We start from the raw sequence: 26,811 nt of genomic DNA on the forward strand, positions 1-26,811 counted from the left end.
GAGAACCTAACTATAATTCAACTCTTTTTTTGTCTGAATTCCTGGGTCCATTATAGTTTTTTACTAAAAGAAGCAATATTTCTGGAGTTATCCATTATAGTTTCTATGAGTTGTTTAACATTTTCCTGTTCCCTATTAAGCAATTGAGCTGTTTGACCGAATTCATCTGTTCTTTTTACTTGTATAGGAGTGCTGAAATCACATACAGAAATACGTTTTGCAAAAGCCTGTATTCTCAAAAGAGGCCTAGTTATATATGCTTCGATATAAAATTTTTATTCGAAAAAACAAAGCCACCACTTAGCTAAATGACACTAAATGGTGGCTAAAATCCTAGCTCATATAAAAAACTTGGTTCTACTTGAATTTTTATCACCTTTCTCTTTCAAAACTATTAAGCACATCATAAAAACTTAAAGTAATTTAAATATTATAAATCAGATGTCTCATAGGAACACACTTTACTAATAACCAATCTCTAACAGACTAACATTACACATAACAGCTATTTTTTTGGAAACATAAAACTCCATTTACAAATAGATCAGCTGTACTTTTTACCCTAACTATCTTTTAAATCTTTCAACATTTCAATTTACATTAAATTATGAGCTAGGATTTCCAAGAAGAAACTTTTAACTTCTTCTTATTTATATTATATCTTTAAAATCCAAATAAGTCAACTGAATATTAAAAAAATTAATATAAATCACACTTTATACTCCCATCTTTTATTTCAATTATTCTATCTGTTTTACTAGCTATATTTTGATCATGGGTCACAATAATAAAAGTTGTACCAAACACGCTATTTATATTTCTAAACAACTGGTATACTTGTTGTGCATTAATAGAATCCAGATTCCCTGTAGGCTCATCCGCTAAAATTATTTTAGGCTCATTCATAAGCGCTCTGGCTATGGCTACCCTTTGCTGTTCTCCTCCTGATAAATCATAAATATTCTTTTTCTTGAGATTTTCAATTCCAACCAAGTCCAAAAGCTCCTCAGCTCTCCCTCTTGCCTTTTTGCCACAAAAAAAATGTTTTATTCTATAGGGCATAAGAACATTTTCTATGGTATTAAACTCAGGTAAAAGATAATGAAATTGAAATATAAAACCTATATTTGTATTTCTAAAAGAAGCCTTAGTTTTTCGTCCCATATTTTTTATATTTTTCCCTTGAATATATACTTCACCTTTTGTGGGGTTATCTAAGATACCAATTATATTTAGCAAAGTAGTCTTTCCACTACCTGATGCCCCTATTATAGAATTAAATGAACCTTCTGCTATAGATAAACTTATATTATGTAAAACTTTATTTTTAACTCTCCACCCAAATATTTTAGTAACATTTTTAATTTCAATAATGCTATCCATTTTTTATCACCTCCACTGGATTTAATGCAAAAGATTTAATTGCAGGAAAAAACGCCGCAAAAGTTGAAGCAATTATATCAATAATACAACATATTTCAATAAATCTATAATTTATAACTATATCAACTAATGGCAATCCCTTGGAGTTAACTATATATCTGTTAAAACCTTTTATATAACACCATACAAAAAACAATCCTAATGCTGTACCAAGTACTCCTAAGATAAATGCTTCTATAAAAAATATGCTTCCAGCACTACTATCCTTTATGCCCATGGCCTTTAATATACCTATCTGTCTATATTTTTGAACAACACTTATACTAAGTATATTTATTATACTTAAAACAGCTGCAAGAAGTACAAAAAACTGAATTATAAGTGTGCAAATTTTTTGTCCTACCATCCCACTGGCTAAAAATTGATTTTGCTCTTTCCAGTTTTGAATACTTAAATTTTCATCTGAAAGTACTTTTTTTATAATATTAGCTTCTAAATCAGCATTATATATATCTTTTACTCCTATTTCCATAGAAGTAACCTTATTTTCAAATCCTATTAACTGTTGTACTGCATTTAAATCTGTAATAACCCAGGTATTATTTATCTTTGAGCTGCCCAAATCAAAGAATCCTACTATATTTAATGTCAATTTTTTTCCACCCATAGTAACTATATAAATATTATCTCCTAAATGAAGGCCTAACTTTTCTTTTAAATCTTTTCCTAAAATAACTTGTCCACTGTTTTCATACATCCTACCTTCATATATGTTATATTTCATACCATATAATGAATTTACATCTTCAGCAATCAACCCCCTTATCTGAATGGGTTGATTTATATCCTGAAGCTCAATAAAAGCCTGACAATCAACTGCAGGTGCTACATAATTTACATTTGAATCTCCACTTAAAATTTTATCCTTTTTGTCCTGCCAATTTTCAACACCTCCTTTATGGGAGTAAACTGTAATCTGGGAAGAATATGCAATAATTTTATTTAGAATTGTATTTTCAAGACCGCTACTTAAAAGTCCTATAAAAATTTGTACAGACACTCCCACAGCTATTCCAAGTATTATAACCAAAGTCTGTATCTTACTATACCTTAAAAATCTGTACGCTGTTTTAAATGCTATAAACATTATACCCTCCTAATTTGAATTTATTGTTTAATACATTTAATTATATCTAATAATAATTTAAAATGTGATCATAAGTAAAAAATAATATTATTTTTTACTCATAAAATATGTTAAAATAGAGTAAATATTATAAATTTTAAGATAGAGGGGAAAATATTGATAACTATAAGAACTAATAAGGAAATAAGCTACATGGCAGCAGCTGGAAAAATACTAGCATCCTGTCATAAAAAAATTGGAAAAATGATAAAGCCAGGTTTAACCACCATGGAAATAGATTCTTTTGTGGAAAGATATCTAAAAGAACATGGAGCAAAACCAGAACAAAAAGGTTATATGGGATTTCCCTACGCAACTTGTGCATCTGTAAATGATGAAATTTGCCACGGCTTTCCCACAAATAAACCCTTAAAGGAAGGAGATATTGTTACCATTGATATGGTAGTAAACCTAAATGGATGGCTAGCTGACTCTGCATGGTCCTATTCAGTGGGAAAAATTTCCGAAGAAGCTAAAAATCTTATGGAAGTTACAAAAAAATGCCTTTACAAAGGCATAAAAAAAGCTTTATCCGGAAACACAATAGGAGATATAGGCCACACTATACAAACTTATGCAGAATCTTTAGGATATTCTGTAGTAAGAGATTATACAGGGCATGGTATCGGCAAAGTTATGCACGATGATGTAGTTGTTCCTCACTATGGAAAACCAGGAAGGGGATTAAAACTTAGGGAAGGAATGGTAATCACTATAGAGCCTATGATAAACATAGGTACTTACAAAACCCTATTGGATTCTAATAACTGGACTGCACGTACAGCTGATGGAAGCTTGTCAGCACAATATGAACACACTATTGCCATCACAAAAAATGAACCTATAATTTTAACAGACCAAGATAATATATAAGTATATATCATAACTAATTCTAAATAATAATTATTGTTTAGAATTAGTTATTAAAAAAATATAAAAACTATTGAATAAAAAGTTTTTTTAGTGTATAATTTATTTAAGAAAATGATTTACATTAAAAACTTATGTTATATAAAAAGGGGGAGATAACAACTAAACGATATTTTTACTATAACTTCAAATAATTAATATATAAACGAGGGGAGGTATTACTTACATAATAAATTTCATATTTATGTAAGTATATAAATTATGATTGATAATAAAGCATTTTATAAACTAAGCTATGGCTTATATGTTATAAGCTCTATATCTGAGGGTAAGAAGAATGGACAAATTGCCAATACAGTTTTTCAAATAACATCAGATCCAGCTAGAATAGCTGTAAGTATCAACAAACAAAACCTTACTCATGAATATATACAAAAAAGTAAATTAATAGGGGTATCTGCCCTTTCCACAGAAACTCCTTTAGAGTTTGTGGGTAAATTTGGTTTTAAATCAGGAAGAACTACTGATAAATTCTCTGGAGTATCCTTCAAAACAGGTGCAAGTGGTGTTCCAATAGTTACTGAAAATGCTGCTTCATGGATGGAATTAAAAGTTGAAAAAGAAATAGATATAGATACTCATACAATATTTATTGGAACTGTACTCAATTCAGAATTAATAAAGGATATAGATCCTATGACATATGCATATTACCAGGATGTAAAACGTGGTAAATCTCCACAAACTTCACCAACTCATACAGCAAATAAAAACAATCCGGTAAAAGATGCCCCTAAATATCAATGCTCCGTATGTGGATTTATTTATGACCCTGCAGTTGGAGATCCTGACTCTGGTGTTGAACCAGGTACATTATTTGAAGATCTACCTAAAAGCTGGGAATGTCCAGTCTGTGGAGTAGGTAAAGCTAAATTTAAACCTTTAGACTAAATAGTATAATGTGATTTTAAAATTATAGAAATTTCTTAAAAGAAATTTCTATAATTTTATAATTTTATTGACAATCATCAAATTTTATAATAATATACAGTTAAGATATTAAAAATTTAATAATCAGTTAAAGGGGAGTAATTTTAAATTATAAAGTCAACATTTCGATCTGAAATTTAAAGATCTGGTTTTGTAAGCCCTAGAGGGTAATAAGACTTTTAACATAGTTCATAAGTTTATTTTAATTATGAATTACGTTAAAGGTCTTATTTTTATTATCAATGCAATGACCTATTAATTGATTAAAAATTTGGAGGTAAATTTTATGTCTACAAAGAAATCCTTATTACACCTATGCTTTTGGGTGGCACTTGCTTTAATATTTAACATAGGAATTTATATTTTTATGGGACCTGACAAAGCCTTGTCTTTTTTAGGAGGATATGTAATTGAACAAAGCCTTAGCCTTGATAACATCTTTTTATTCCTGATTATATTTGAAAGTTTCTCCATAAAACCAGAATATCAGAAAAGAATACTTACCTATGGATTTTTCGGTGCAGTAGTATTAAGACTTATATTTATAATACTTGGAGTAACTATTATTAACAAATTCCATTGGATGCTGTATATATTTGGCTTATTGCTTATAATAAGCGGTATTAAAATGTTCTTTAAACATAATGACTCAAATGATTTCCATAACAGCAAAATAATAAAATTAATTAATAAAATAATTCCTGTTTCCAAAGAATTGGATGGGGAGAAATTCTTCACTAAAAAGAATGGCATACTATATGCCACTCCATTATTTGCTATATTAATATTAATAGAACTTTCAGATATAATTTTTGCAATAGATTCAATACCTGCTATATTCTCTATAACTACGGATCCCTTTATAGTATATACTTCAAATATATTTGCTATATTAGGACTTAGGAACATGTATTTCTTGCTTGAAAAACTTCACAATAAATTTGACTATGTGAAATATGGAGTTGCATGCATACTGATATTTACAGGCATTAAACTTTCAGTTACTTTTTTTCATATAAATATTTCAATAATAGCATCATTATTAATTATATTTATAATAATGTCAGCAAGCATTTTAGCTTCTGTTATTTCAAATAAAAAAACTTCTACTAACTATGTTTCTAAAAGTATTATTAAATAACCTATACATTAAAATTAATTTGATGACAAACTAAATTTATGTTGTTTCATGTTTGTCATCAAAATTATATCTTTTTACCAGTATCCATGTATTGTTTTTCCATATATAAAGAGAAATATTATCAAAATATTCATTAAAATCAAAGAAATATTTATTAACATAATTCCATATCTCTTTAAATCTATCTTTTATTCTCTTAGATAAAATGGTACAATGAAAAACTTTATTTTTTCCTTCATTATACTTAAAATTTATCCATGTTATTTTATCTAATTTATCTATAAGAGCATCATGCATACTTTTAGCTTCAGGTGACATCTTAACATCCATATAAATTACATCTTCCCTAAAGGCTCCATAGCCTTTAATTTTCATTGGTGCTTTACAATTTGCCTTTGAAAAATCATTTAAAATATCTGTTATCTCCTGAATATTATCAGTTTCAAAAGGTGCCTTTATAGTAAAATGAGCTGGTAATTTAGTGCGTTTTTTATTGAATCTATGGCACACATCAGTTGTCAATCTATCATGAAATTTTAATGCATCACCACCTATAGCACATACTATTACATACCTTTCCATATGTTATATATTCCTTTCAACAGATTTATCATTTTTATCTTTTTCTAAAAAATCCATAAGCAGTTGGATCCTTTCATTTTGTTTTTCTTTTAAAAATTCAGGGGTCCAATTATAAAAACCCTTTCCTGTTTTACTTCCCAGATTTCCATTATTAACTTTCTCTTTAAGAAGCTTAGAAGGCTCTTTGTAATTACAAAGATCTTCAAACAAATATGAGGATATATTATTAAATATGTCAAGACCTCCTAAATCTGCACTACATAAGGGACCTGTAACCGGCAATCTTCTTCCATGACCATATTCCATGGCCTTATCCACCTCTTCTGCTGTTGCAAATCCCTGTTCCACTATATATAATGCCTCCCTAAGCAATGCAAGTTGGAGACGATTACCTATAAATCCAAGGCATTCTTTTTTCATTTTAACTCCTTTTTTACCTATATGCTGAATCCAATTCATAGTTATATCCACTGTTCTTGGATCAGTATGTTTTCCCGGTACCACTTCTACCAATGGGATAAACTGTGGCGGATTCCAGAAATGAGCAATCACCACTCTCTCTGGATGCCTTGTATTCATTGCTATATCTGTAGGACTAAGTCCTGAAGTATTGGAAGCTAAAATAACTTTAGGATCACATATTTTATCCAGTTTAGAAAATACTCTCTGTTTAAGTTCTAGCTCTTCTGCTATACATTCTATTACAAAATCTACATTCTCTACTGCTTCTTCAATAGTTTTAACCCCTTTTATCCTACTCAATATTTCTTTTGATGTATTTGCTTTTATCTTTCCTTTTTCCCGAAGATCTTTAAGGCTTACTTTTATACTTCTAAAACCTCTCTCTAAACTGGCATCAGATCTCCCAAACATATTCACATTCAATCCACTTTCCGCACAAAGCTGTGCTATTCCATTTCCCATAGTACCAGTACCAAGTACAGCTACATTTTTTATATCCATAACACCCTCCTGAATTACATATTTATAGATTATATTATATCCCATATTCCATATTTTTTAAAATTCGCCACTTCCTTGGGTATATAAAAATATAATGTTTAGTAAAAAATTTCTTACCAAACATTATATTTAACAGTTTAAGAACATTTTTAGTGATATTTTATTTGATTAATCCTTCTTTCTTCAGAAAATCCTCTGCCACCTTTTTAGGATCTTCACCATTGTCTGTCTTATAATTCATCTCTCTCATATCATCATCTGTAATCTTTCCTTGTAGACTTAAGAGTAATGGTTTAATTTCAGGATATTTTTTTAACACATCTTCTCTTACCAAAGGAACTGCATAGTAAGGAGGAAAAAAGTTTTTATCATCTTTTAGAAGTTTCAAATCAAATTTCTTAAGCAACCCATCTGTGGAAAAAGCATCTGTTACCTGAGTTTCATCATTTTCAAGAGAAGAATATCTAAGTCCCCCATCTAGACCTTTTACAGTTTTAAAATTTAACCCATATAATTTTTGCAATCCAAGGTATCCATCAGCTCTATTGGCAAATTCCATGGTACAACCTAAATTTATATCATTGCCTATTTTAGTTAAATCTGATATTGTATTTATATTGTATTTACTTGCCATCTCTTTTTTCATTGCCAGTACATAGGTGTTATTAAATCCTAATGGTTTAAGCCACTGCATACCATAGTTTTTCCTGAAATAATCTTCTACTATATCATAAACCTGATCTGCATCGCTTATAGATTCCCTTTTCATTATATTAACAAGTCCTGTACCTGTATATTCCACATATAAATCTATATTACCGGATTTCATAGCACTAAAAACCACACTGCTACCGCCCAAATTTAACTTTCTATCTACTTTATAATCCGTATTGTATTCTATTAAAGAAGAAATCATATTTCCAAGTATCAATTGTTCATTAAAATTTTTCGAGCCAACCACTATTGTTTTTTTAGTCAATCCGCTGTATGCCATAAATGCACCAATACCCACTATCAATAAAACCCCCACTGCTAAAACAGGTTTTTTATTCTTTAATGTCTTACCAATATTTTTATTGGTTTTTTTCTTAGATTTTTTATCCGAAACCTTTATACCTTTAGGCGTTACTATATCTTCAATCTTTCCTATAATAAAATCAAAGAATATAGCCAGGAAACACGCCGGAATTGCCCCTGCCAAAATCATGTTATTATTGACAGTCTGTACTCCTGAAAACACCAGATATCCTAGTCCTCCAGCTCCTACAAAGGCTGCAATAGTCATAAGTCCCACTGCAGTAACTGCCGATATTCTTATACCAGACATTATAATCGGCATTGCAAGGGGAAGTCTAATTTTTACCAAAATTTGGCTTTTGGTAAGTCCAAGCCCTTCTGCAGATTCAATTATAGAGCCATCTATATTAGTAAGACCCGTAAAAGTGTTTTTTATAATTGGAAGTAGAGAATATAAAACTACCATGGCAATTGCAGGTTTACTACCTATTCCAAGTACCGGAATTAAAAAACCCAGCAGGGCCAAACTAGGTATAGATTGTATAACATTGGCAAGTCCAATTACTCCTGCAGAAAGTTTCCTGTTCCTTATTATAAGCATTCCCATAGGAATTCCTATGAGTACAGATATCAAAACTGCAAATAATGTCAACTGTATATGTTCTATAAAAAGACTATATATTTGTAATTTTCTATCTATGACAAACTGAAAAAAGCTACTTATAGTATTCACTAGACATCCCCATCCTTATTAATAAACTGATTACTCATTACAGATAAAAGACTACTTCTGGTAATGAGTCCTACCAAAATTGATTCATTATCCACAACTGGAATATACCCTCTGCTATTATACTCCATCTCTTCCAAGGCATTTACTATGGAATCTTCAAAATTTACTGTTACTACATTTGTCTCCATAATATCTTTTAGCCTCTTATTTGTATCTATATTAAGTCTGATTTTTTTTAAGGTAACAAGTCCTATTAGGTTATTATTCTCATTTACCACAAGTAAACTATCTACATGATTTGATTTCATTATTTCAAGTGCCTGTACTACTGTTCTTTCACCACTTGATTTTACTGGATTTTTTATCATTATATCCTTTGTCTTAATTAAATCCGGTTGATTCCAAATCCTGTTTTCCCCGATAAATTCCCGTACAAAATCATTAGCTGGATTTTTTAATATTTCCTCTGGGGTATCAAATTGAAGTACAGTACCCTTACCCATTATACATATACGATCAGCAAGCTTCAGTGCCTCATCCATGTCATGAGTTACAAAAACAATAGTTTTTTTAAAATTTTGTTGGATATTAAATATCTCGTCTTGAAGCTGACTTCTTGTTATTGGATCCAATGCACCAAAAGGCTCGTCCATTAATATTATATCTGGATTCATAATCAAAGCCCTCACTATTCCCACTCTTTGCTGCTGTCCTCCGCTTAATTCATTAGGATACTTGTACATATAATCTTTAGGAGACATACCTACCAAAGTCAATAGTTCTTCCATCCTTTCCTGAATTTTTTTATTATCCTTCTTTTCAATATTAGGTATTAAAGATATATTCTCAGCTACAGTCATATGGGGAAAAAGTCCTGTCTGCTGTATTACATATCCTATATTTCTCCTAAGTTTAATAATATCTTCATTTTCAATTTTATTTCTGTTTATAAAAATCTCGCCTGAACTTGGAGTTATCAATCTATTGATCATCTTTAAAGTAGTAGTTTTTCCACAACCACTAGGACCAATAAAAGTTACTAATTCTCCTCTATCTATGTTTAAACTTATATTGCTTATAATAGATTTGTTGTTTATAGTTTTACTTACATTTTTAAATTCTATCAACATAATCCCTCCTTATCAAAAACCAGTAACAACTTTAATTTATCATAAGGTTGTCACTTTGTAAAGATTTCTGCCATCTATCCATTAGCATTACAAGATTTATATACGTAAATAACAGTAAATAAGCTGTCAAATTCTATCCATATTTTAATATAATATAACAAATTTACTATAAAATTTAATTTTTTATAACTTAAAAAGTCTTTTCTCATTGCCTATTAATATAAAACCTTTAAAATTTCGAAATTTAAAAATAGTAATATTATACCTAATTATTTTATAAGTCAAAAAATTTAAGCTAAAAATAAAGCTATCTATATTATGTATACTAATATAGCCAAAATAAAAACATAGACTTTTTTAAATAAAATCTATGTTTTCTAAATTATATATTTAAATTAATAAATAAATTTTTTGATTCTATAATAACTAGCTTCATCACCTATGGCTATAAAAACATCTTCTTCTTCAAATATAGCATAGGGTCCTGGAGAAAGTATTAATTTACCTTTTCTTCTTATACCTATTATAGTTGCAAAAGTATTTTGCCAGAACTTACATTCAGATATAGTTTTTCCAATAATATTAAATCCTTTACATATTTTGAATTCAAAAGGTATAAAGGAGTTAGTACTGGTAAATCTATTAGAATAATCTATAAGTTCATTCAATACTCCTTCAATTCTTTTCTCCAAAACATTCTTTTCATCCAGTAATTCAATCATTTCCTTTTTTAAGAAATTCATAGAGTCTATATCCTTAAATTTCCCTATAAATTTTAAACAGTTATCTACAGATTTAACAATGATTCCACTTCCTTTTGTTACTTCTACAATATCCATATCATTTAAAAGAATCATTGACCTTCTGATGGTTTCAGGAGAGACATTATAGTGGCTTGCAAGAGAGGATCTTCCATAGAGCTTATCTCCCACAGAAAAATCCCCAGCTACTATTCTATTCGCTATGTCTATTGCTATTTTTTGATACACAGGTTTTATAACATATTGTGATGACATTTTAGATTTACTTTAAGATCACTTAATCCTAAAGTGATTCCCCCTTTCAAATACATTCTTTAAGCCATTAATTAGTATAGATTATTCTTGTCTTTATGTAAATAACAATTTTTCTAATTTAAAAAACAAAATATAATTAGTTATTAATGACAACAAACAACTTTTAATGTATAATGAAGTTGTTGATATTGTTAAGTGCTAAATGCACTAAGAATACTGTTAATAAGACTCAGATGGAGAGAAACAAACTCCATCTGAATCTAGAAGTCACTTGATAGAAGATAAATGAGGAGGTAACTAATGTGATTAAAGTAGGATTAATAGGTTTAGGTAAAACTGGAAAGCATATAGCCCGGGAAATTCTAGTAGAGAAAAATATGGAAATTGTAGCAGCTGTATGCAGTCCTAAAAGTACGAAAAAAGGCATGGACTTAGGAGAATTACTTAATACTTGCCAGACAGGAATAAAAATAAGTACTTCTGATGAACTTCAATCCATTATTTTTAAAACCAAGCCTGATGTAATTGTAGACTTTTCAAACCCATCATCTACTCTGGAAAATGCATTGACAATATCTAAAATGAAAATAAACATGGTTATAGGTACTACGGGTTTTACAAAAGATCATATCAACAAAATTCAGGACATGACTTATAGATTTAACAATGGCATAGTATATGCTCCAAATATCACTTTGGGAGTGAATGTGTTAATGCTTTTAAGCAACATTGCAGCAAACATTTTAAATAAGTATGACTTTCAAATTACAGAAATTCACCACAAAAATAAAAAAGATGCACCTTCTGGCACTGCTTTAAAAATATCTTCTGAAATAGAAAATGGACTTGAATCTGCAGGAGTATATAATAAAGACATACCTATAAATTTTGTACGTGCTGGCGGTGTAGTTGGGAAACATCATGTTCTCATAGTAGGAGAGAATGATAAAATAGAAATAAGCCATGAATCTTTCTCACGAAAAGCTTTCGCCGAAGGGGCTATTAATGCAATAAACTATATCCATAAAAAATCCGGGTATTATGAAATGAAAAATATATTGGATCTTAAAAGAATACTTTATAAATATATTGATACCATGGATAGTGCTTTATGTTAGCATAAACCCATATTTTTATAATTTTAAGATATTTTACCTATTAATAATTTCATATAATAATATAAATTCATTTCTTATATTATTATTTGATCATAAAAATTAAAAGTTTAAAGGCTTATCATCATTATGATAAACCTTTAAATCTACAGAAAATTTCTAATTATATATTCCCTCATGCAGAACACATGGGTAATTTAATCATTTGAGCTGCTTATATTAAAAAGATTTTCAGTAAATTTTATCCATATGTGATTATTTCTATTAAATAAATCGTCCAAATGTTATCATTGCTGCCAAACAATTAATTATCAGTATGGTTATATAAATCATATCATTATAACCAAAGATTTTAATGGGTGTTAAAATTATCAAGCTTAAGTAAACAAAATTTATTGAATTTATCAATATGAAACTGAATCTGTTTGATTCATTAGGGTAAATTTATTCTATAAACAATTGTAGGGATATATTTATACCCATGTAAGATAAATATTCCAATTTAGATATGACATTAAAGGATATATTTTTAAACACGTAATATATAATATTAAGAATTGACTCAAGAATTATGGAAGAAATACAAAATTAAGGCTAAGTACATGTAAGTATATTTTCTACTTTCTAATTTGTATAAAAGAAGCAGATAAAATCCAAGTCCTGCAAATACACCAATTATAAGTGCACTTTTAATTATATTTATTGAGGTCATATTATTTTTACAGTATTAAACCTTCCAAATACAATATTGTTTATAATTCCCCCTTTATTATGATGGTAATTAGAAACTTGTATAATGATCTGAAAATTACAAAAAAATACTACAGCATCAAATTCATAAAAAATACACTTTGCCTATAATTATTTCTTTATCTCAATGCTATATATAGAATTATGATAAGTTGTAAATATATTTTCTTGTATAGGAATATATTTCAAAGATATTTTTTTACAGTAATATTTTTTTACTCCTTTTGCTGTAATATTTAAATTATTACCCTTTACTTCTAAATCTATATTTTCTTCTTTTATTCCAGGAAGTTCTATTACAATTATGATTTTGTTTACTTCATCAAATATATGGGTTATGGGATCTACTACCTCTTTATCTGTTTCAGAGAAATTTAGGAAAGTGTTTACATTGGATTTATGATTATCGTTTTCAACCATGTCTAAAATTACACTCATAAACTCATCAATATTTTTAATTAAAGATTTCACACTGTTTGACCCATTATATTCTTTCATCTTCATAATTTAAATTCCTTTCAATAATTATACTTTTTTAATATTATGAAACGAACTTATTATGTCCTATACATATTTATATGCATTAATATTTTTTATAAGTACCTTATATTAATATAATAAGCTGAATCGATAAATCGATTCAGCTGTAACTATAATTAATATTATACAAGCAGAATAGATTTTTAACTTCAGTTTTTTACTTATTTAAATTTTCCCTTTAACAAACCTTGTCAACCTTTAATAATTCATCACCATTTTTTAATCCTGCCGTTATAAATTTTAAGCTTCCGTAATGTTTAACATTTATTGTTCTTGTTTAAATATCTGTTGTATCTCTAATATATACTATTATTAGACTTTTATATCTGTTACAATTCTTCAGCTTTTTATATGAAATTATTCTAAATTCAAGAATAACTTTATAAACAGTTAATTTATGGTATAATATGTTTATACGTTATATGAAAAACCATAAAAATGATTGGAGGAAACTAATTGAACAATCCACACAATAACTACACTAATAGATTGAAACTCTATACAAATTTAATTAAAGAACAAAACAGTTCAATAAAAACTATAGAATACTTGCGACTTCTTACTTTAATAATAGGTATTAGTATAACCATATATACTTTTAATATCAATAACCATCTTATAAGTATAGTAATTTTTATTATCTCATTGACTATATTCATTTATCTAGTGAACCAACACAATAAGGAAATAAAAAAAAGAAAATATTCCACTGCTTTAAAAGATATAAATGAATCTTCCTTAAAAAGATTAAAAAGCCAATGGAAAAACTTCAAAGATGATGGAAATGAATTTAAATGTAAAGAACATCCCTATTCAGAGGACTTGGATATATTTGGTGAGAATTCTCTGTTTCAGTGGATTAATACTTGTAAAACATTCATGGGAAGAGAATGTTTAAAAAACAGGCTTTTAAATCCCCTTAAAACATCTTCTGATATAATTATGGTTCAGGAATCACTACAAGAACTAGCTGCAGATTTGAAATGGCGCCAATTGTTTCAGTCTGAAGCAATGGTTATTCCTTCAGAACTTATAAATCCAGAGGAACTATACAAATGGGGAGAAGAGCGAAATGAATTATACATAAAAAAATGGTTTGTCTTGATAATTAAATTATTACCTCTCGTAACACTAGTTTCAATGATTTTATCCTATACTACTTCTTTAATAGATTTAAGACTGCCCTACATTATGCTTCTTATTCAAATATTACTTTTATTTATAGATGTGAAAAAAAGAAATATAACTTTTAAAAATCTTTATAAACACAAAAATAATATAACTGTATATTTTAAAATGCTTACTTTAATTGAAGAAAAAAATTTTAAAAGCAGATATTTAAAACAATTGAAAGCCAATCTGCTAACTTCTAAAAATACATCCTCAGTAAAATCCATAAAAAAACTATCTTCCATATACAACAAAGTATCTGATAGAAAAAATATGTTGTCTATAATACTTAATATATTATTTTTATGGGATTATCAATGTATGGTACAATTAGAAAAATGGAGAATTGAAGCAGGTAAGAATTTAAAAAACTGGTTTACTACCATAGGTGAATTTGAAGCGTTAAATAGTATATCAAATATTGTTTACGATAATCCAGATTGGACTATGCCTTCAATTTCAGATGGCACTTATGTAATTAACGCCATGGAAATAGGCCATCCCCTTTTAAATAATACAAAAGTATGTAATAATATAACAATAGATAATAAAAAAAATATTTTACTGATAACAGGTTCAAATATGTCCGGTAAAAGTACCTTCTTAAGAACTATAGGTTTAAATTTAGTATTAAGTTATATTGGTTCTCCTGTATGTGCAAAAAAATTTCAGTGTTCACTTATGAAAATATTTACCTGCATGAGAATAAGAGATGATCTTGAAAACAATATTTCCTCTTTTTATGCGGAAATATTAAGAATAAAAATGATCGTAGAAAATACAAAGAAAAGCTCAAAAGTGTTTTTTCTTTTAGATGAATTATTTAAAGGAACTAATTCCATTGACAGACACCTTGGTGCAAAAGCACTGATAAAACAATTAGGAGACCAGGGAGCCTCAGGACTGATTTCTACCCATGACTTGGAACTTTGCAGTTTAGAACAAGAATATCCCAGAATCAAAAATTACCATTTTCGGGAATACTATTTAGACAATAAACTGAAATTTGATTATAAAATTCGAAATGGTGCTTCTACTACCAGAAATGCCAAATATCTTATTAAACTGGCAGGTATAGATATTGAATGACAAAAAAAGACTTATGGATAAATCCATAAGTCTCTTTTGCAATCTATATATATCTAAGTACTTTTATATAGACTTTTCTATTTCTTGGTCCATCAAATTCACAAAAATAAATACCCTGCCAGGTTCCCAATTTAAGCTCTCTATTTTCAATAATAACATTACAAGAAGACCCCGTTAACGATGCTTTTATATGAGCATGGGAGTTACCTTCTATATGTAAGTATCCATTCTGTTTTGGAAAAGCTTTATCAAGCCCTGATAAAATATCCTCTACAACATCTGGATCAGCATTTTCATTTATTGTAACTCCAGCGGTGGTATGAGGAATAAAAATTACAGCCATACCCTCCTTTACATTATTTTTTTTTACAGTCTCCCTAACAAGGGCTGTTATATCTATAAATTCCTGTTCTTTTTTAGTTTTTAATAAATATTCCATACAATCCCCTCATATTTTATCAATCTTTCACTCCCACAGCCCTCTTTGCCAATAAATCTGCCATATCATTATATTTATCTTCTCCAGAGTGAGCTTTAACTTTTTTAAATTTTATATCTATCTTTTTCATGTATTTTTGCATGAATTCTTTATAATCCTTTGTTAACATCTTGTTGGCCTTCCACCTATCCTTAGCCCAGCATTCAATTCCCATATAATCGTAGACTATGGTTATCTCTTTAAAATCATTTGCAATAGCCAGCTCAACAGCCTTTAACGCTCCTCTTATTTCTCCAAAAACATTTTTGCTTTCATTCATTTCCATACTTCTGAATGCACCTAAATCTTTAAAAATCACCTGATCATTTTTTACCAGAACCAAACCATATCCCGCCACTTTTTCTTTATTATTAAAAGAACCATCTACATAGGCATAAAGAGTATCCTGTTCTTCTCTAACTTTTTCAAATTCCATATCTTTATCCATATTATTTTTCTCGTCAAAAATTCCTGCAAATATTTCAGCTTCTTTAAGACTGGTAAATTTCTTATACTTAGCACCAGAAAAGCCTTTTATCTGTTCTTCACACTGGGCCCAGGTATCATAAACTCCTGGTTTTCGTCCCTGTTTCACAGCATAAAAATTCGCCACAACATATCCTCCTAAAATAACAATTTCATATTAACTTAATTATACCTCAGAAAGGTATTTATTTCTATAAAAACATGTACGCATTATTTTTTATATTTACATTATCCTAGCTATCAAAAACATAGTTTTCATCCCAAGGCTAGTAAATTTCTCCTCATATTCTGTAACTACATTGTTTGAAAAATCACTATTGTGTAAATCATAGGTTATATAATCTATGCTAAATCCACTTTCCTTGAAATGCTCCTGTGACTCCTGAAAAAGCCCCTTATCATCTGTTTTAAACCATATTTCACTTTTTGGTTTTAGAAATTTTTTATACTTATTTAAAAATACAGTGTGGGTAAGTCTTCTTTTTTTTTGTCGTCTTTTAGGCCAGGGATTACAGAAATTTATGTATATCTTTCCTATTTCATCTCTGTCAAAAACACTTTCAATCTTTGATATATTCATAGGTATTATCCTTATATTCTCAGCTTCAGCTTCCACAGCCTTCTTCAGTGCATAAATTAAAACCTCGTCTTTTAGATCAATCCCAATGTAATTTATATATTTGTTATTTAGAGCCTGTGTGCATAGGAATTTACCTCTTCCACAACCTAGTTCCAAATATATTTCTCTGGTATTTCCAAATTCCTCCTTCCATTTTCCTTTAAATAAAAAAGGATTTGTTATAATAAGGTCACTAGCTTCCATCTCAGGTCTAGCCCACCATTTTTTTCTGAGTCTCATAATTTAAAATTCCTTTCTTTTGTTTAAAATTTTTTACAAGAATTAAAGCTATTTCTACAATATACGATAATTATAGATGATTATATTATACTAATTTATATTCAGGTTGTGAAAATTATGGAATACTTTGTAGAAGAACTTAAAAACAAAAAAATAATTGCTGATTATGATATAAAAATTCTGAAAAACTATATCAATAAAAAGTACTCCTATGCTGATACTAAAGAAAAAGCAAAGATACTTTCAAACACTATACATCATATTTTAGATTCCAATCTAAAAGAACTTCCAGATGAATATAGACAAACTATAAAAATGGATATTTTAAAAAGTACTTTTTCTCAAAATAAAACTTCTATTTTTATGTATGATGCGTTTAACTGCTGTATTAAAAATGAATACCTAAAACAAAATTTCAGAAAGGAACTTCTAAAGTGGATAAATGCACATGTAAAAAATAAAATCAAAGAAAATGATTTAAATGTATATGTAGGCATATCAAAAAATGATATTTCACAGGATGTAAAAACAAGTGTATCAAAAATTAATGATAGTTATTCACCTACATATTTAAATTTAAGAGAACCTGTAACCATTTCTGGTGAATCAATAAAAACAACAAAAAATTATCAGCTAAATAAAAAAATCTTAACCTTTGCCATATTAACTGTTATATTAATTCTTGAAATAATAGGACAACCCCCTTATGGAAAAAATATTCTAAAAACTTCTTTTTCCCTTATTTCAGCTTCTGAAAAAAATGGCATATATATAAAAAATCTTATTGAAGATGCCACTTTAGAAGATTATAGCAAAGACCATCCTAATAAATATCTTCCTGAATATTTAAAATACCAAAGAATAGATATAGATAAATTAAAATCATTTTTAAATAGCCGTAATTCGCTTTTATGCACAGAACCTTACTTTTCCACTATAATGACTACAGCAAAAGAATTCAATTTAAATCCTATTTTACTCTTTGCCATAACCGGACAAGAACAAAATTTTGTACCTGTAAGTAGCCCTAATGCATATAAGATAGCCAACAATCCCTTTAATGTATACCACAGCTGGCAGGAATATAATACCGACATAAGTGATTCATCAAAAATAGCAGCTAATACAATTATAAATTTATCTGAAAACAGGCCCCCAGAAAATAACCCCTTTATGTGGATAGGAAAAAAATATGCGGAAGATACAAACTGGGGAAATGGAGTTGAATCAATTTTTGAAGAAATAAATAGTTGTTTTTCAACTATTAACTAAGAATAAAACTTCCAATATAACTTTATTAGAAGTTTTATTTAGTTATCCATTAAAATATACTATTGGCTATACTAATGAACATATTATATAACATATAAGATGGAACGCCAACTATATATCTAGCTAAAGGTGTAACCACAAACAATACCAGTATAATTAGTTGATATCTGTATACAGTACCTGATATTTTATAAAATGTTGATGGAAATAAATCTCTCAGTATATGAAATCCATCCAAGCCAGGTAAAGGTATCAAATTAAATACGGCCAACATACAATTTATATTCACAATATACAAGCTAATTTTGATTATTATATTTGAAATTGAAGTAGACTCCATAGATAATAATCCGAATCTATATATAATCACTGTTAAAACAGCTGCCAAAAAAGCTATTATTAGATTGGCCAGAGGCCCTGCAATGGAAACTTTTAAATCATCTCTATTTCTATTTTTAAAAGCTGCCGGATTTATCTCAACAGGTTTAGCCCATCCAAATCCCACCAGAAGTATCATTATAAATCCTATAATATCCACATGTGCAAATGGATTTAAAGTAAGCCTTCCCTGAAATTTAGGTGTTTTATCCCCAAGCTTATCTGCCACAAATGCATGTGCAAACTCATGAAATGTAAGCCCTATAAGTATAGCTGGTATAATAAGTATTTTTTCCAGTATTTTTTCATCCAAATTATTTCATCCCTTCTTTTTGACTAATTTAATAGTGTTTTTTCCAATTTTCCATTACTTACAGAGGCAATTCCTCCCTCATATATCCCTATAAAATTTCCCTTATATGTATATTGTTTACCATTTCCCACTTCTTCCACAATTCCTTCTAGATTATCGTTTATATATATTTTTCCAGAAGGCATTACAAACACACTTTTTCGGTCTACTAATTTATTTAAATTTATATTTTGATAATCATATGTGCCTGAATGTATAGTTCCATAATATATATTTGATATCTTTCCATCTTTTTCATCTCCTATATATACTCTGTCATTTTCATCTATTCCTACCCATACAGGTTTATTCTCAATTCCATGAATAGTAAGAGGTTCGTCTTCATCAGTTATATATATATTATTATGTACACTATCTTCATATATTAATTTATCCTGAAGGTATAAAATTCCCATTTCACCTACCATATAAGAATTTACTGGTGTTTTTGCCATACTTTTGTTTATATCCAGTCTGTATATGGTAGTTCTCCTTCCTTCAGTTTCCATCTTAATATATATTACATTCGTAAGATGAGATTCCTGTATATCATCAATTTGTGCTTCTTCATCTGACCAGTCCAGTTCTTTTACATCTTCCTTTATATCTTTATCCACCTCATAATAGGATAATTCAAATTTTGAACCTTCATTTGAATCTTCTTTTTCAGCAATAAGCATCCTATTTCTATCTTGAAGCCATTTATAGAAAGATACCTGAACTCCATCTTCAAATTCCAGACTCTTTTCATCGCCAGTTTTTGAATCTACTACCTTTAAAGTATTCTCATCACAATATGATAAATATCTACCATCAAAGGATACTTTGATATTCTCAGCATTTTCTGGAATGGTTATCTCAACTTCTGATTTTTTAGGTTCACTTTTTACAATTTTTTTAGTCTTTAACTTTATTTCAGAAGATAAAAAATAATTATTTATATAAAAAAGCCCTGCAAATTGTATTATCAAGGATATAGCAATCCAAATAATAGTTCTTTTAAAAATTTTCATCTTGTACTCCCCTTTTAATAGTCATATATAATACCTCTACTTTTCCACATAAACAATAGAAGGTATTGATCTTTCACCTAAAGGATCACAGGGGTTATTTATTATTTCTCCTTCATAATACATGGTAGAGGAAGAACCTCCATCTAAGTTTATAGCATTTACAGCACCATATTCAAGCATTATACTCTGAACATCCTTTAAAGAAGCCCCTAAGCTTTTAGTCTGTCTTCCATCTATAACAAGAAACAATATAGAACCATCTTCTCTCTGACCTATAGCAGTTCTGGGGGCAATTCCCCAACCTCCGTCTCCAGATTTTATAGTTCCTTTTCCATTTACCACTAGTGCAGGCTCAAAAGATATTGCTTCTGTAACCCCCTTTTCTCTCATTTCATTTAAACTATAACTTCCAACTAAAAGCTGTCCTTTATTTGTAATTGCCATTACTTGAGTTTTTTCATCATCATTATTTATATCATTAAATATGATATTTCCTTCACTCATAAGTATGCCTGTAGGTTTTCCGCCAGTACCAGTCCATTCACTGTCTTCAGAAGATTTATCTATAAATCCTCCTCCATTTATAGCTGCTACAGCACCATTATCCTTTGCAATTTTGCTTGTAAGTTCTCCTGATATTCCTAATTTCTTGCTATAGCCTACCTTAACTCTAGTAGGATCATGTACTATAAGCATATATCCTTTGAATTTTTTACCACCACTTACTTCTGCCAATTCTATACTGCTGTCATGTTCATTTTTAAATTCCAAAGTTTTTGAATCATCCTGTTTCACTTCTTCTGCTGTATTTCCACTTAATATTTTCTTTATTTCGTTATCTGACAAAAATAGTTTTGCAATATACTGATGGCTTAAAGTAGTCATGGCGGCACCTACTATAGTCCTTTTTACATTTTCAAAAGGACCGTAAAATACAAAAAAAGGAGTTGTCATACCTGTAAATACAAATTCAAACAATAGAAAACAAATTACAAGTTTCCAAAACGACTTCCTTTTTTTACCTCCAGTTTCCATTTTTTTCATATATTAAAACTCTTCCTTTCTAAAATTATGTATCCAAATTAAATTTACACTCTTCAATATTGTACAATAAATGATAAAAGTTTTAAATAGAAATAATTTCATACACCAATGAATATTTTGTAAAAAGCAATAAAAAAGATACCAAATTGCATGTCCCACCTAAGTTTTTTAGACAAACATAGAATTTAGTATCTTTAAAAGTATATAAATTACAATTTTTTAGAAGCTTCATATGCCAGAGGAGATCTTTCACACTCATCATGCTTTAAAGTAATCTGGTAACAAAGACTGCTTCCTTTCATTTTCTCTGATGCATAGCACAATCCATTAGATCTAGAATCTAGAAAAGCTTGATCTATTTGTTCAGGATCCCCTACCAATAATAATTTAGTACCAATGCCCACTCTAGTTATAATAGCTTTTACTTGTTTAGGTGTCAAATTCTGTGCTTCATCAATTATAAGCCAATTTCTAACAATAGAACGCCCCCTCAAATAGCCTACAGCTTCTGTAGTTATAATTCTCCTGTCAAATAGTTCGTGAATTTTATCCTCTAACTCCTTTTCATTCTTATATCTTTCCTTTTCATCTGAATCAACCAATATCTCTAAATTATCTAAAATAGGCCTCATAAAAGGAGATATTTTCTCCTGCTCTGTACCTGGAAGAAAACCTATATCTTCATCCATTGTAACATTAGGCCTGCAAATTAACATCTTTCTGTAACTTCCTTTATTTTCTTCTATTATATTATGAAGTCCTACAGCCAATGAAAACAAAGTCTTTGCTGTTCCTGCAGGTCCCTTTATTATTACAAGGGGTGCTTTGCCTGCATCTGTAAGCAGTGCTTCCAGCATGAACTTTTGCCCTACATTCTTAGGTGTTATTCCGAGTGGTGTACTGTCTTTAAAATAAAGTTGTACAATCTTTTTACCATCAAATCTTCCAAGAGCGGTCTGTTTAGGATTTTCAAGACAATGGATTATAACAAATTCATTCATATAGAAGGTTGGGGAAAAATATTTTTCAGCATTTTCATCATAACAGGTGACTTTATCTAATTCTATATATTTGTCCCTGTAAAAATTTGTGATATTGTCTTTAGACGTAAACACATCTATTCTGCCAGTATATTGACTGTCATCTTCTGGTACAACTTTTTCATAAAAATCTTCCACATTTATATTTATTATATCAGCTTTAATTCTTTCAAAAATATCTTTGGTTATCAAACAAATATTTTCTCCTTGCTCTTTAAGACCTTTACATACCTGTATTATTCTATTATCTGGCTTACTTCTATCCCAGGCTAAGGGTATCTCCGTATCATAGTGATTCATTTCAATCCTGAGCTTTCCTCCACCTGGCAGTTCCACTCCATTATTAAGCTTCCCCTTTTTTCTAAAATCATCTATTAGTCTTGCTGCATGCCTTGCATTAGCCCCAAGATCACTTTTATCCTTTTTAAAATTATCTAATTCCTCTAATACAACTTCTGGTATGACTACATCATTACCTCCAAAAGATAGGATAGCTCCAGGTGAATATAGAATAACATTTGTATCTAAAACATATGTCTTCTTCAAATCCATTCCTCCCCTCTTCTAATATTATAATATATTCATTTCAATATATAAATGTATTAATTTTTACAAAAAAGTTATTATGATATTAAAGAAACTAAAATTACTTAATCATAGATAAAGAGCATAGAATAATTTCTATGCTCTTGAAAATACTTCTGTAAATTTAAGTCCCGCTATGACTCCATCTTTAACTTCCGTCTTTAATTCTACCATCCAGTTGGGAGATAAAACCAAAACAGTTCCATCATCTTCATCAAAATTGAATTCATCTACATTATATTTTTGGAGTTCTTTTGGAATGCTCAACACATTAATACCTTCAGTCTCCTTGCCCATTAAAAATTGGTTTACTTCTTCTTTTAATTTATCATCCATAACTTACTATACCCCCTTTGTTTACTTTATTGTAATTTTTTTCCTTTTTATTGTCAATACTTTTATTTTCTTTTTTTATATACTTTCTTAAAATAGTTGTTATAATATAAATGTTCCTATAAAAATAAATACAATTGATTTTTTAATGAAAGGATATGAAATATGATTGAATTAATTAATGTAACCAAAAGCTACAATAAGGAAATAAAAGCTGTAGACGGTATAAATCTTACTATAAATGACGGAGAAATATTTGGATTTTTAGGACCAAATGGAGCTGGAAAGACAACCACGTTAAAAATGATAACAGGTATACTGCATCCCGATAAAGGTAATATAAAACTTAACGGTATAAGTATAGAGAAGCAACCCATAAAAGCTAAAAAACAGTTAGGCTACGTACCTGACAACCCAGATATGTTTTTAAGACTCAAAGGTATTGAATATTTGAATTTCATGTCAGATATGTATGAAGTATCCTCCAGTATAAGAAATAAAAAAATTGAAGATTTATCTAAAAGACTCAATTTATATAATGCACTGGATGATAAGATTCAAAGCTATTCTCATGGAATGAGACAAAAAATAGTTTTAATAGGAGCTTTAATTCATGAACCTCCTATCTGGATATTAGATGAACCAATGACAGGACTTGATCCAAAGGCATCTTTCATACTTAAAGAAATGATGAAGGAACATGTAAGTGCAGGAAAAACAGTATTTTTTTCTACCCATGTTCTAGAAGTAGCAGAAAAGATTTGTGATAAAGTAGCTATTATAAATAAAGGCAGGATTTTATTCAATGGTACCTTGAATGAAATGAGAGAGCATTTCAAGGTTAATGAATCCCTTGAAAATATGTTTTTGGAGCTTACGGAAAATGAATAAGTATATTTCTCTCACAAAAGTATTTTTAAAAAATGGCTCCTCAAGTTTTCTCAAAAATAAAAAGGGTTCTCTCTCAAAAACCATAAAACAACTGCTGCTTTATGCTGTATTAATACTATCTCTACTTCCTCTTGCCAGCATGTTCGCAGTGGCCACTACATCCTCTTATGATATTTTAAAGCCATTAAATCAGGAAGGTGTAATTTTATCTGCTGCCATGTCAATTTCAAGTGCTGTTATATTTGCTTTTGGTATATTTTTCATAATGTCTGTATTTTACTTTTCTTCTGATGTTGACACTATTTTGGTATTACCGGTTAGACCCTGGATAATTTTGATGTCAAAATTCACTATAGTTTTAATCTATGAATATCTTACTGAAGCTATAATACTTATACCTGTTATGGCGGCTTTTGGAATTAAGAGCGGTGCAGGATTAATTTATTATATATACAGTATAATAATATTTTTAACTCTACCTGTTGTACCCCTGATAATTGCAGCATTAATTACCATATTTATTATGAGATTCTCAGGTTTTACCAGAAATAAAGACCGATTTAAAACCATAGCTCAAATATGTATTTTAATCTTTGTACTGGGTGTAAATTTGATATTACAGAAGCTAGGGAACGGATTTTCAAACAGTGCAACTATAAGCAGACTTCTTACCCAAGGGAATAATTCACTATTAAAATCCTCATCTAATCTATTTATCAACGTAAGATATGCTGTAGAATCACTTATAAGCAGCAGCAGTTTATCAGGAATATTAAATATGTTTTTATATTTATTGATCACAGCAATACTTTTGACAATATTTATAATTTTTTCAGAGACATTTTACATAAAAGGCGTTATAGGAATGAATCAAATTCAAGCGAAGCATAAAATATTAACTTCCTCTGAAATGGCTAAAAAATCCACTAGAAGATCTAAAATATTGACCTATACGATTAAGGAACTGAAAATTTTATTTAGAACACCTGTATATTTTATGAACTGCGTAATTATGAATTTTATATGGCCCTTATTTTTTATTATACCTTTAATAAGTCAAAAAAACTTTATTAAAAACTTCTCATATATGCGAAGCTATTTTAACGTAATAATATCAGATAATATCACACTTGGTATTTTTATATCCGTAGTTTTTAGTGTATCTTTAATGCTTTCAATAATAAATCCCATTGGATGCACTGCAATTTCAAGGGAAGGTAAAAACATCTTCATAAGCAAATACCTACCTATGGACTACAAGAATCAATTGCTTTCTAAAGTACTGGCAGCTTTTATAATAAATTTTTCAGGCATTATGCTTATAATTTTGTTAATTACCATTATCGTAAGACCTCCTTTATATATTTTTATTATAATACTTTTGCTGTCAGTCATAGGAAATATCTTTTCAATTTTTTTAGGTATGATTATAGATCTTAATTACCCAAAACTAAATTGGGATAATGAGCAAAGGGCTGTAAAACAGAATTTTAATGTTCTATGGAGTATGCTTTCAGGTTCACTTATCATTGGAATACTAATATTTTCAACTGTAAAGTTCCATGCTTCTTTTTTCATAACATTTCCCTTAATAACTATATTATTTTCAGCTGCAGATATTGTCTTATATAAAATAATAATTACAAAAGGAGTCACCCTTTATAAAAATATTGAATCAAGTGATTCTTAAGTTTAGGTGGAATTTGCTTATAGGGAATACGCATCGTAATCTGAACCTTATTAACAGTATTCTTAGTGTCTTTAATCACTTAGAATACTTTATTCCTTTAGGAGAAGAATTTATCCATGGATATAACAATCCTTATCCCCTATTTTGAGGAAGATGAGAGGCTTGGCACTAGTAGTCTTCTCGGATAAAAAATAGGCACTGGTAATACCAGTGCCTATAAGGCAATAATGCGTTTTTAAGGGGTATAACATTATTCTATTTCTACTGTAAGTTTATTCTTACATAGTTACATCGTATAGACTATTTATGACAATATAGTGTCATATTAATTAACATTTTTTTAACGAATACAAATAATTACAGTAACTTTTAACTATTTTATTACGTTTAAAATAATCTGATAAAAAATAGGAATAAACATGGCAGGAAGGAGATTAGCAACTTTTATCTTTACTATACCTAAAAGATTAAAACCAAGCCCTATTATTAAAAGACTTCCCACCGCAGTCATATCTGTAATTACAGATTGAATTAAAATTGTCTTCAATCCAAAGGCTGCAATAGTTATAATTCCTTGATAGATTAAAACAGATATAGAAGAAATCATTACACCGATACCTAGAGAAGATGAGAATATTATTGATGTTATACCATCTAACATGGGAACGTACCTAGGTTTGTGTAAAACAAATCAAGGTACGTTATTTTAGTGCAT

At 29.0% G+C, this 26,811-nt stretch carries 25 protein-coding genes and 1 pseudogene; 8 read left to right on the forward strand and 18 right to left on the reverse strand.

The window, feature by feature from the left end; genetic code table 11:
- Nucleotides 1–50 precede the first annotated feature (50 nt).
- The 3 genes from V7Q02_RS13065 to V7Q02_RS13075 all read right to left on the reverse strand — a co-directional run bounded on the left by V7Q02_RS13065 (nucleotide 51) and on the right by V7Q02_RS13075 (nucleotide 2,530).
- A complete protein-coding gene (locus tag V7Q02_RS13065) occupies nucleotides 51–266 on the reverse strand; it encodes a methyl-accepting chemotaxis protein (protein WP_333861501.1) in 216 nt (71 codons plus the stop codon).
- Nucleotides 267–699: 433 nt separating this feature from the next.
- Nucleotides 700–1,383: an ABC transporter ATP-binding protein gene (locus V7Q02_RS13070; protein WP_333861475.1), complete on the reverse strand. Its 684-nt coding sequence runs from the start codon at nucleotides 1,381–1,383 to the stop codon at nucleotides 700–702.
- Nucleotides 1,376–2,530 (reverse strand): ABC transporter permease, encoded by a 1,155-nt coding sequence (locus tag V7Q02_RS13075; RefSeq protein WP_333861476.1) that lies wholly within the window; start codon nucleotides 2,528–2,530, stop codon nucleotides 1,376–1,378. Before V7Q02_RS13075 ends, V7Q02_RS13070 begins: the two co-directional genes overlap by 8 nt.
- A 156-nt stretch (nucleotides 2,531–2,686) precedes the next feature.
- On the opposite strand from V7Q02_RS13075, the gene map reads away from it, so the two are divergent.
- The 3 genes from map to V7Q02_RS13090 all read left to right on the forward strand — a co-directional run bounded on the left by map (nucleotide 2,687) and on the right by V7Q02_RS13090 (nucleotide 5,570).
- On the forward strand, nucleotides 2,687–3,442 hold the full coding sequence (gene map, locus V7Q02_RS13080) for a type I methionyl aminopeptidase (protein WP_333861477.1): 756 nt from the start codon (nucleotides 2,687–2,689) through the stop codon (nucleotides 3,440–3,442).
- A gap of 258 nt (nucleotides 3,443–3,700) precedes the next feature.
- A complete protein-coding gene (locus tag V7Q02_RS13085; RefSeq protein ID WP_333861478.1) occupies nucleotides 3,701–4,390 on the forward strand; it encodes a flavin reductase in 690 nt (229 codons plus the stop codon).
- Nucleotides 4,391–4,715: 325 nt separating this feature from the next.
- Nucleotides 4,716–5,570, forward strand: a complete 855-nt coding sequence (locus tag V7Q02_RS13090) for a TerC/Alx family metal homeostasis membrane protein (protein ID WP_333861479.1) — start codon at nucleotides 4,716–4,718, stop codon at nucleotides 5,568–5,570.
- 36 nt (nucleotides 5,571–5,606) lie between these two features.
- On the opposite strand, the gene V7Q02_RS13095 is transcribed toward V7Q02_RS13090, so the two are convergent.
- The 5 genes from V7Q02_RS13095 to V7Q02_RS13115 form a co-directional block, all read right to left on the reverse strand.
- Nucleotides 5,607–6,152 carry a 2'-5' RNA ligase family protein gene (locus V7Q02_RS13095; RefSeq protein WP_333861481.1) on the reverse strand — a complete coding sequence of 182 codons (546 nt, stop codon included), beginning with the start codon at nucleotides 6,150–6,152 and terminating at the stop codon, nucleotides 5,607–5,609.
- A gap of 3 nt (nucleotides 6,153–6,155) precedes the next feature.
- Nucleotides 6,156–7,115 carry a 3-hydroxyacyl-CoA dehydrogenase family protein gene (locus V7Q02_RS13100; protein WP_333861482.1) on the reverse strand — a complete coding sequence of 320 codons (960 nt, stop codon included), beginning with the start codon at nucleotides 7,113–7,115 and terminating at the stop codon, nucleotides 6,156–6,158.
- A gap of 160 nt (nucleotides 7,116–7,275) precedes the next feature.
- Entirely contained in the window at nucleotides 7,276–8,865 is a 1,590-nt protein-coding gene (locus tag V7Q02_RS13105) for an ABC transporter permease/substrate-binding protein (protein WP_333861484.1), read from the reverse strand.
- Complete coding sequence (locus V7Q02_RS13110) at nucleotides 8,865–9,992, reverse strand: betaine/proline/choline family ABC transporter ATP-binding protein (protein ID WP_333861502.1); 1,128 nt, start codon at nucleotides 9,990–9,992, stop codon at nucleotides 8,865–8,867. Before V7Q02_RS13110 ends, V7Q02_RS13105 begins: the two co-directional genes overlap by 1 nt.
- A 398-nt stretch (nucleotides 9,993–10,390) precedes the next feature.
- Complete coding sequence (locus V7Q02_RS13115; RefSeq protein ID WP_333861485.1) at nucleotides 10,391–11,011, reverse strand: TrkA C-terminal domain-containing protein; 621 nt, start codon at nucleotides 11,009–11,011, stop codon at nucleotides 10,391–10,393.
- Between the two features lie 302 nt (nucleotides 11,012–11,313).
- Here V7Q02_RS13115 and dapB point away from each other — a divergent pair, with 302 nt between their 5' ends.
- Complete coding sequence (gene dapB / locus V7Q02_RS13120; RefSeq protein ID WP_333861486.1) at nucleotides 11,314–12,129, forward strand: 4-hydroxy-tetrahydrodipicolinate reductase; 816 nt, start codon at nucleotides 11,314–11,316, stop codon at nucleotides 12,127–12,129.
- Between the two features lie 858 nt (nucleotides 12,130–12,987).
- On the opposite strand, the gene V7Q02_RS13125 is transcribed toward dapB, so the two are convergent.
- Nucleotides 12,988–13,380 (reverse strand): Hsp20/alpha crystallin family protein, encoded by a 393-nt coding sequence (locus V7Q02_RS13125; protein ID WP_333861488.1) that lies wholly within the window; start codon nucleotides 13,378–13,380, stop codon nucleotides 12,988–12,990.
- A 492-nt stretch (nucleotides 13,381–13,872) separates the two neighbouring features.
- On the opposite strand from V7Q02_RS13125, the gene V7Q02_RS13130 reads away from it, so the two are divergent.
- On the forward strand, nucleotides 13,873–15,675 hold the full coding sequence (locus V7Q02_RS13130; protein WP_333861489.1) for a MutS family DNA mismatch repair protein: 1,803 nt from the start codon (nucleotides 13,873–13,875) through the stop codon (nucleotides 15,673–15,675).
- A 43-nt stretch (nucleotides 15,676–15,718) separates the two neighbouring features.
- Here V7Q02_RS13130 and V7Q02_RS13135 read toward each other — a convergent pair whose 3' ends face one another.
- The 3 genes from V7Q02_RS13135 to trmB all read right to left on the reverse strand — a co-directional run bounded on the left by V7Q02_RS13135 (nucleotide 15,719) and on the right by trmB (nucleotide 17,498).
- Nucleotides 15,719–16,114: a secondary thiamine-phosphate synthase enzyme YjbQ gene (locus V7Q02_RS13135; RefSeq protein ID WP_333861490.1), complete on the reverse strand. Its 396-nt coding sequence runs from the start codon at nucleotides 16,112–16,114 to the stop codon at nucleotides 15,719–15,721.
- 19 nt (nucleotides 16,115–16,133) lie between these two features.
- The gene (locus tag V7Q02_RS13140) at nucleotides 16,134–16,766 is read right to left on the reverse strand and encodes a ribonuclease H family protein (protein ID WP_333861491.1); all 633 of its coding nucleotides are present in this window, start codon (nucleotides 16,764–16,766) and stop codon (nucleotides 16,134–16,136) included.
- 96 nt (nucleotides 16,767–16,862) lie between these two features.
- Nucleotides 16,863–17,498, reverse strand: coding sequence for a tRNA (guanosine(46)-N7)-methyltransferase TrmB (gene trmB, locus V7Q02_RS13145; protein ID WP_333861492.1), 636 nt, complete (start codon nucleotides 17,496–17,498; stop codon nucleotides 16,863–16,865).
- Nucleotides 17,499–17,615: 117 nt separating this feature from the next.
- On the opposite strand from trmB, the gene V7Q02_RS13150 reads away from it, so the two are divergent.
- Entirely contained in the window at nucleotides 17,616–18,770 is a 1,155-nt protein-coding gene (locus V7Q02_RS13150; RefSeq protein WP_333861493.1) for a hypothetical protein, read from the forward strand.
- 49 nt (nucleotides 18,771–18,819) lie between these two features.
- Here V7Q02_RS13150 and V7Q02_RS13155 read toward each other — a convergent pair whose 3' ends face one another.
- From V7Q02_RS13155 to V7Q02_RS13175, 5 genes are all read right to left on the reverse strand, one after another.
- Nucleotides 18,820–19,461 carry a site-2 protease family protein gene (locus tag V7Q02_RS13155; RefSeq protein ID WP_333861494.1) on the reverse strand — a complete coding sequence of 214 codons (642 nt, stop codon included), beginning with the start codon at nucleotides 19,459–19,461 and terminating at the stop codon, nucleotides 18,820–18,822.
- Between the two features lie 23 nt (nucleotides 19,462–19,484).
- Complete coding sequence (locus V7Q02_RS13160) at nucleotides 19,485–20,513, reverse strand: hypothetical protein (RefSeq protein ID WP_333861495.1); 1,029 nt, start codon at nucleotides 20,511–20,513, stop codon at nucleotides 19,485–19,487.
- A 36-nt stretch (nucleotides 20,514–20,549) separates the two neighbouring features.
- On the reverse strand, nucleotides 20,550–21,557 hold the full coding sequence (locus tag V7Q02_RS13165; protein ID WP_333861496.1) for a phosphodiester glycosidase family protein: 1,008 nt from the start codon (nucleotides 21,555–21,557) through the stop codon (nucleotides 20,550–20,552).
- Nucleotides 21,558–21,766: 209 nt separating this feature from the next.
- On the reverse strand, nucleotides 21,767–23,143 hold the full coding sequence (locus tag V7Q02_RS13170; protein WP_333861497.1) for a PhoH family protein: 1,377 nt from the start codon (nucleotides 23,141–23,143) through the stop codon (nucleotides 21,767–21,769).
- A 135-nt stretch (nucleotides 23,144–23,278) separates the two neighbouring features.
- On the reverse strand, nucleotides 23,279–23,518 hold the full coding sequence (locus V7Q02_RS13175; RefSeq protein ID WP_333861498.1) for a hypothetical protein: 240 nt from the start codon (nucleotides 23,516–23,518) through the stop codon (nucleotides 23,279–23,281).
- A 162-nt stretch (nucleotides 23,519–23,680) separates the two neighbouring features.
- On the opposite strand from V7Q02_RS13175, the gene V7Q02_RS13180 reads away from it, so the two are divergent.
- Nucleotides 23,681–24,406 carry an ABC transporter ATP-binding protein gene (locus V7Q02_RS13180; RefSeq protein WP_333861499.1) on the forward strand — a complete coding sequence of 242 codons (726 nt, stop codon included), beginning with the start codon at nucleotides 23,681–23,683 and terminating at the stop codon, nucleotides 24,404–24,406.
- Nucleotides 24,399–26,096, forward strand: coding sequence for a transporter (locus tag V7Q02_RS13185; protein ID WP_333861500.1), 1,698 nt, complete (start codon nucleotides 24,399–24,401; stop codon nucleotides 26,094–26,096). The genes V7Q02_RS13180 and V7Q02_RS13185 overlap by 8 nt, the downstream gene beginning before the upstream one ends.
- 373 nt (nucleotides 26,097–26,469) lie before the next feature.
- On the opposite strand, the pseudogene V7Q02_RS13190 reads toward V7Q02_RS13185, so the two are convergent.
- Nucleotides 26,470–26,757 (reverse strand): annotated as a pseudogene (locus tag V7Q02_RS13190) (DUF554 family protein); the annotation flags it as partial.
- Nucleotides 26,758–26,811: the final 54 nt, after the last annotated feature.

Origin of the sequence: Clostridium sp. (assembly GCF_036781005.1) — a bacterium.
Taxonomy (GTDB): Bacteria; Bacillota; Clostridia; order Clostridiales; family Clostridiaceae; genus Clostridium_B.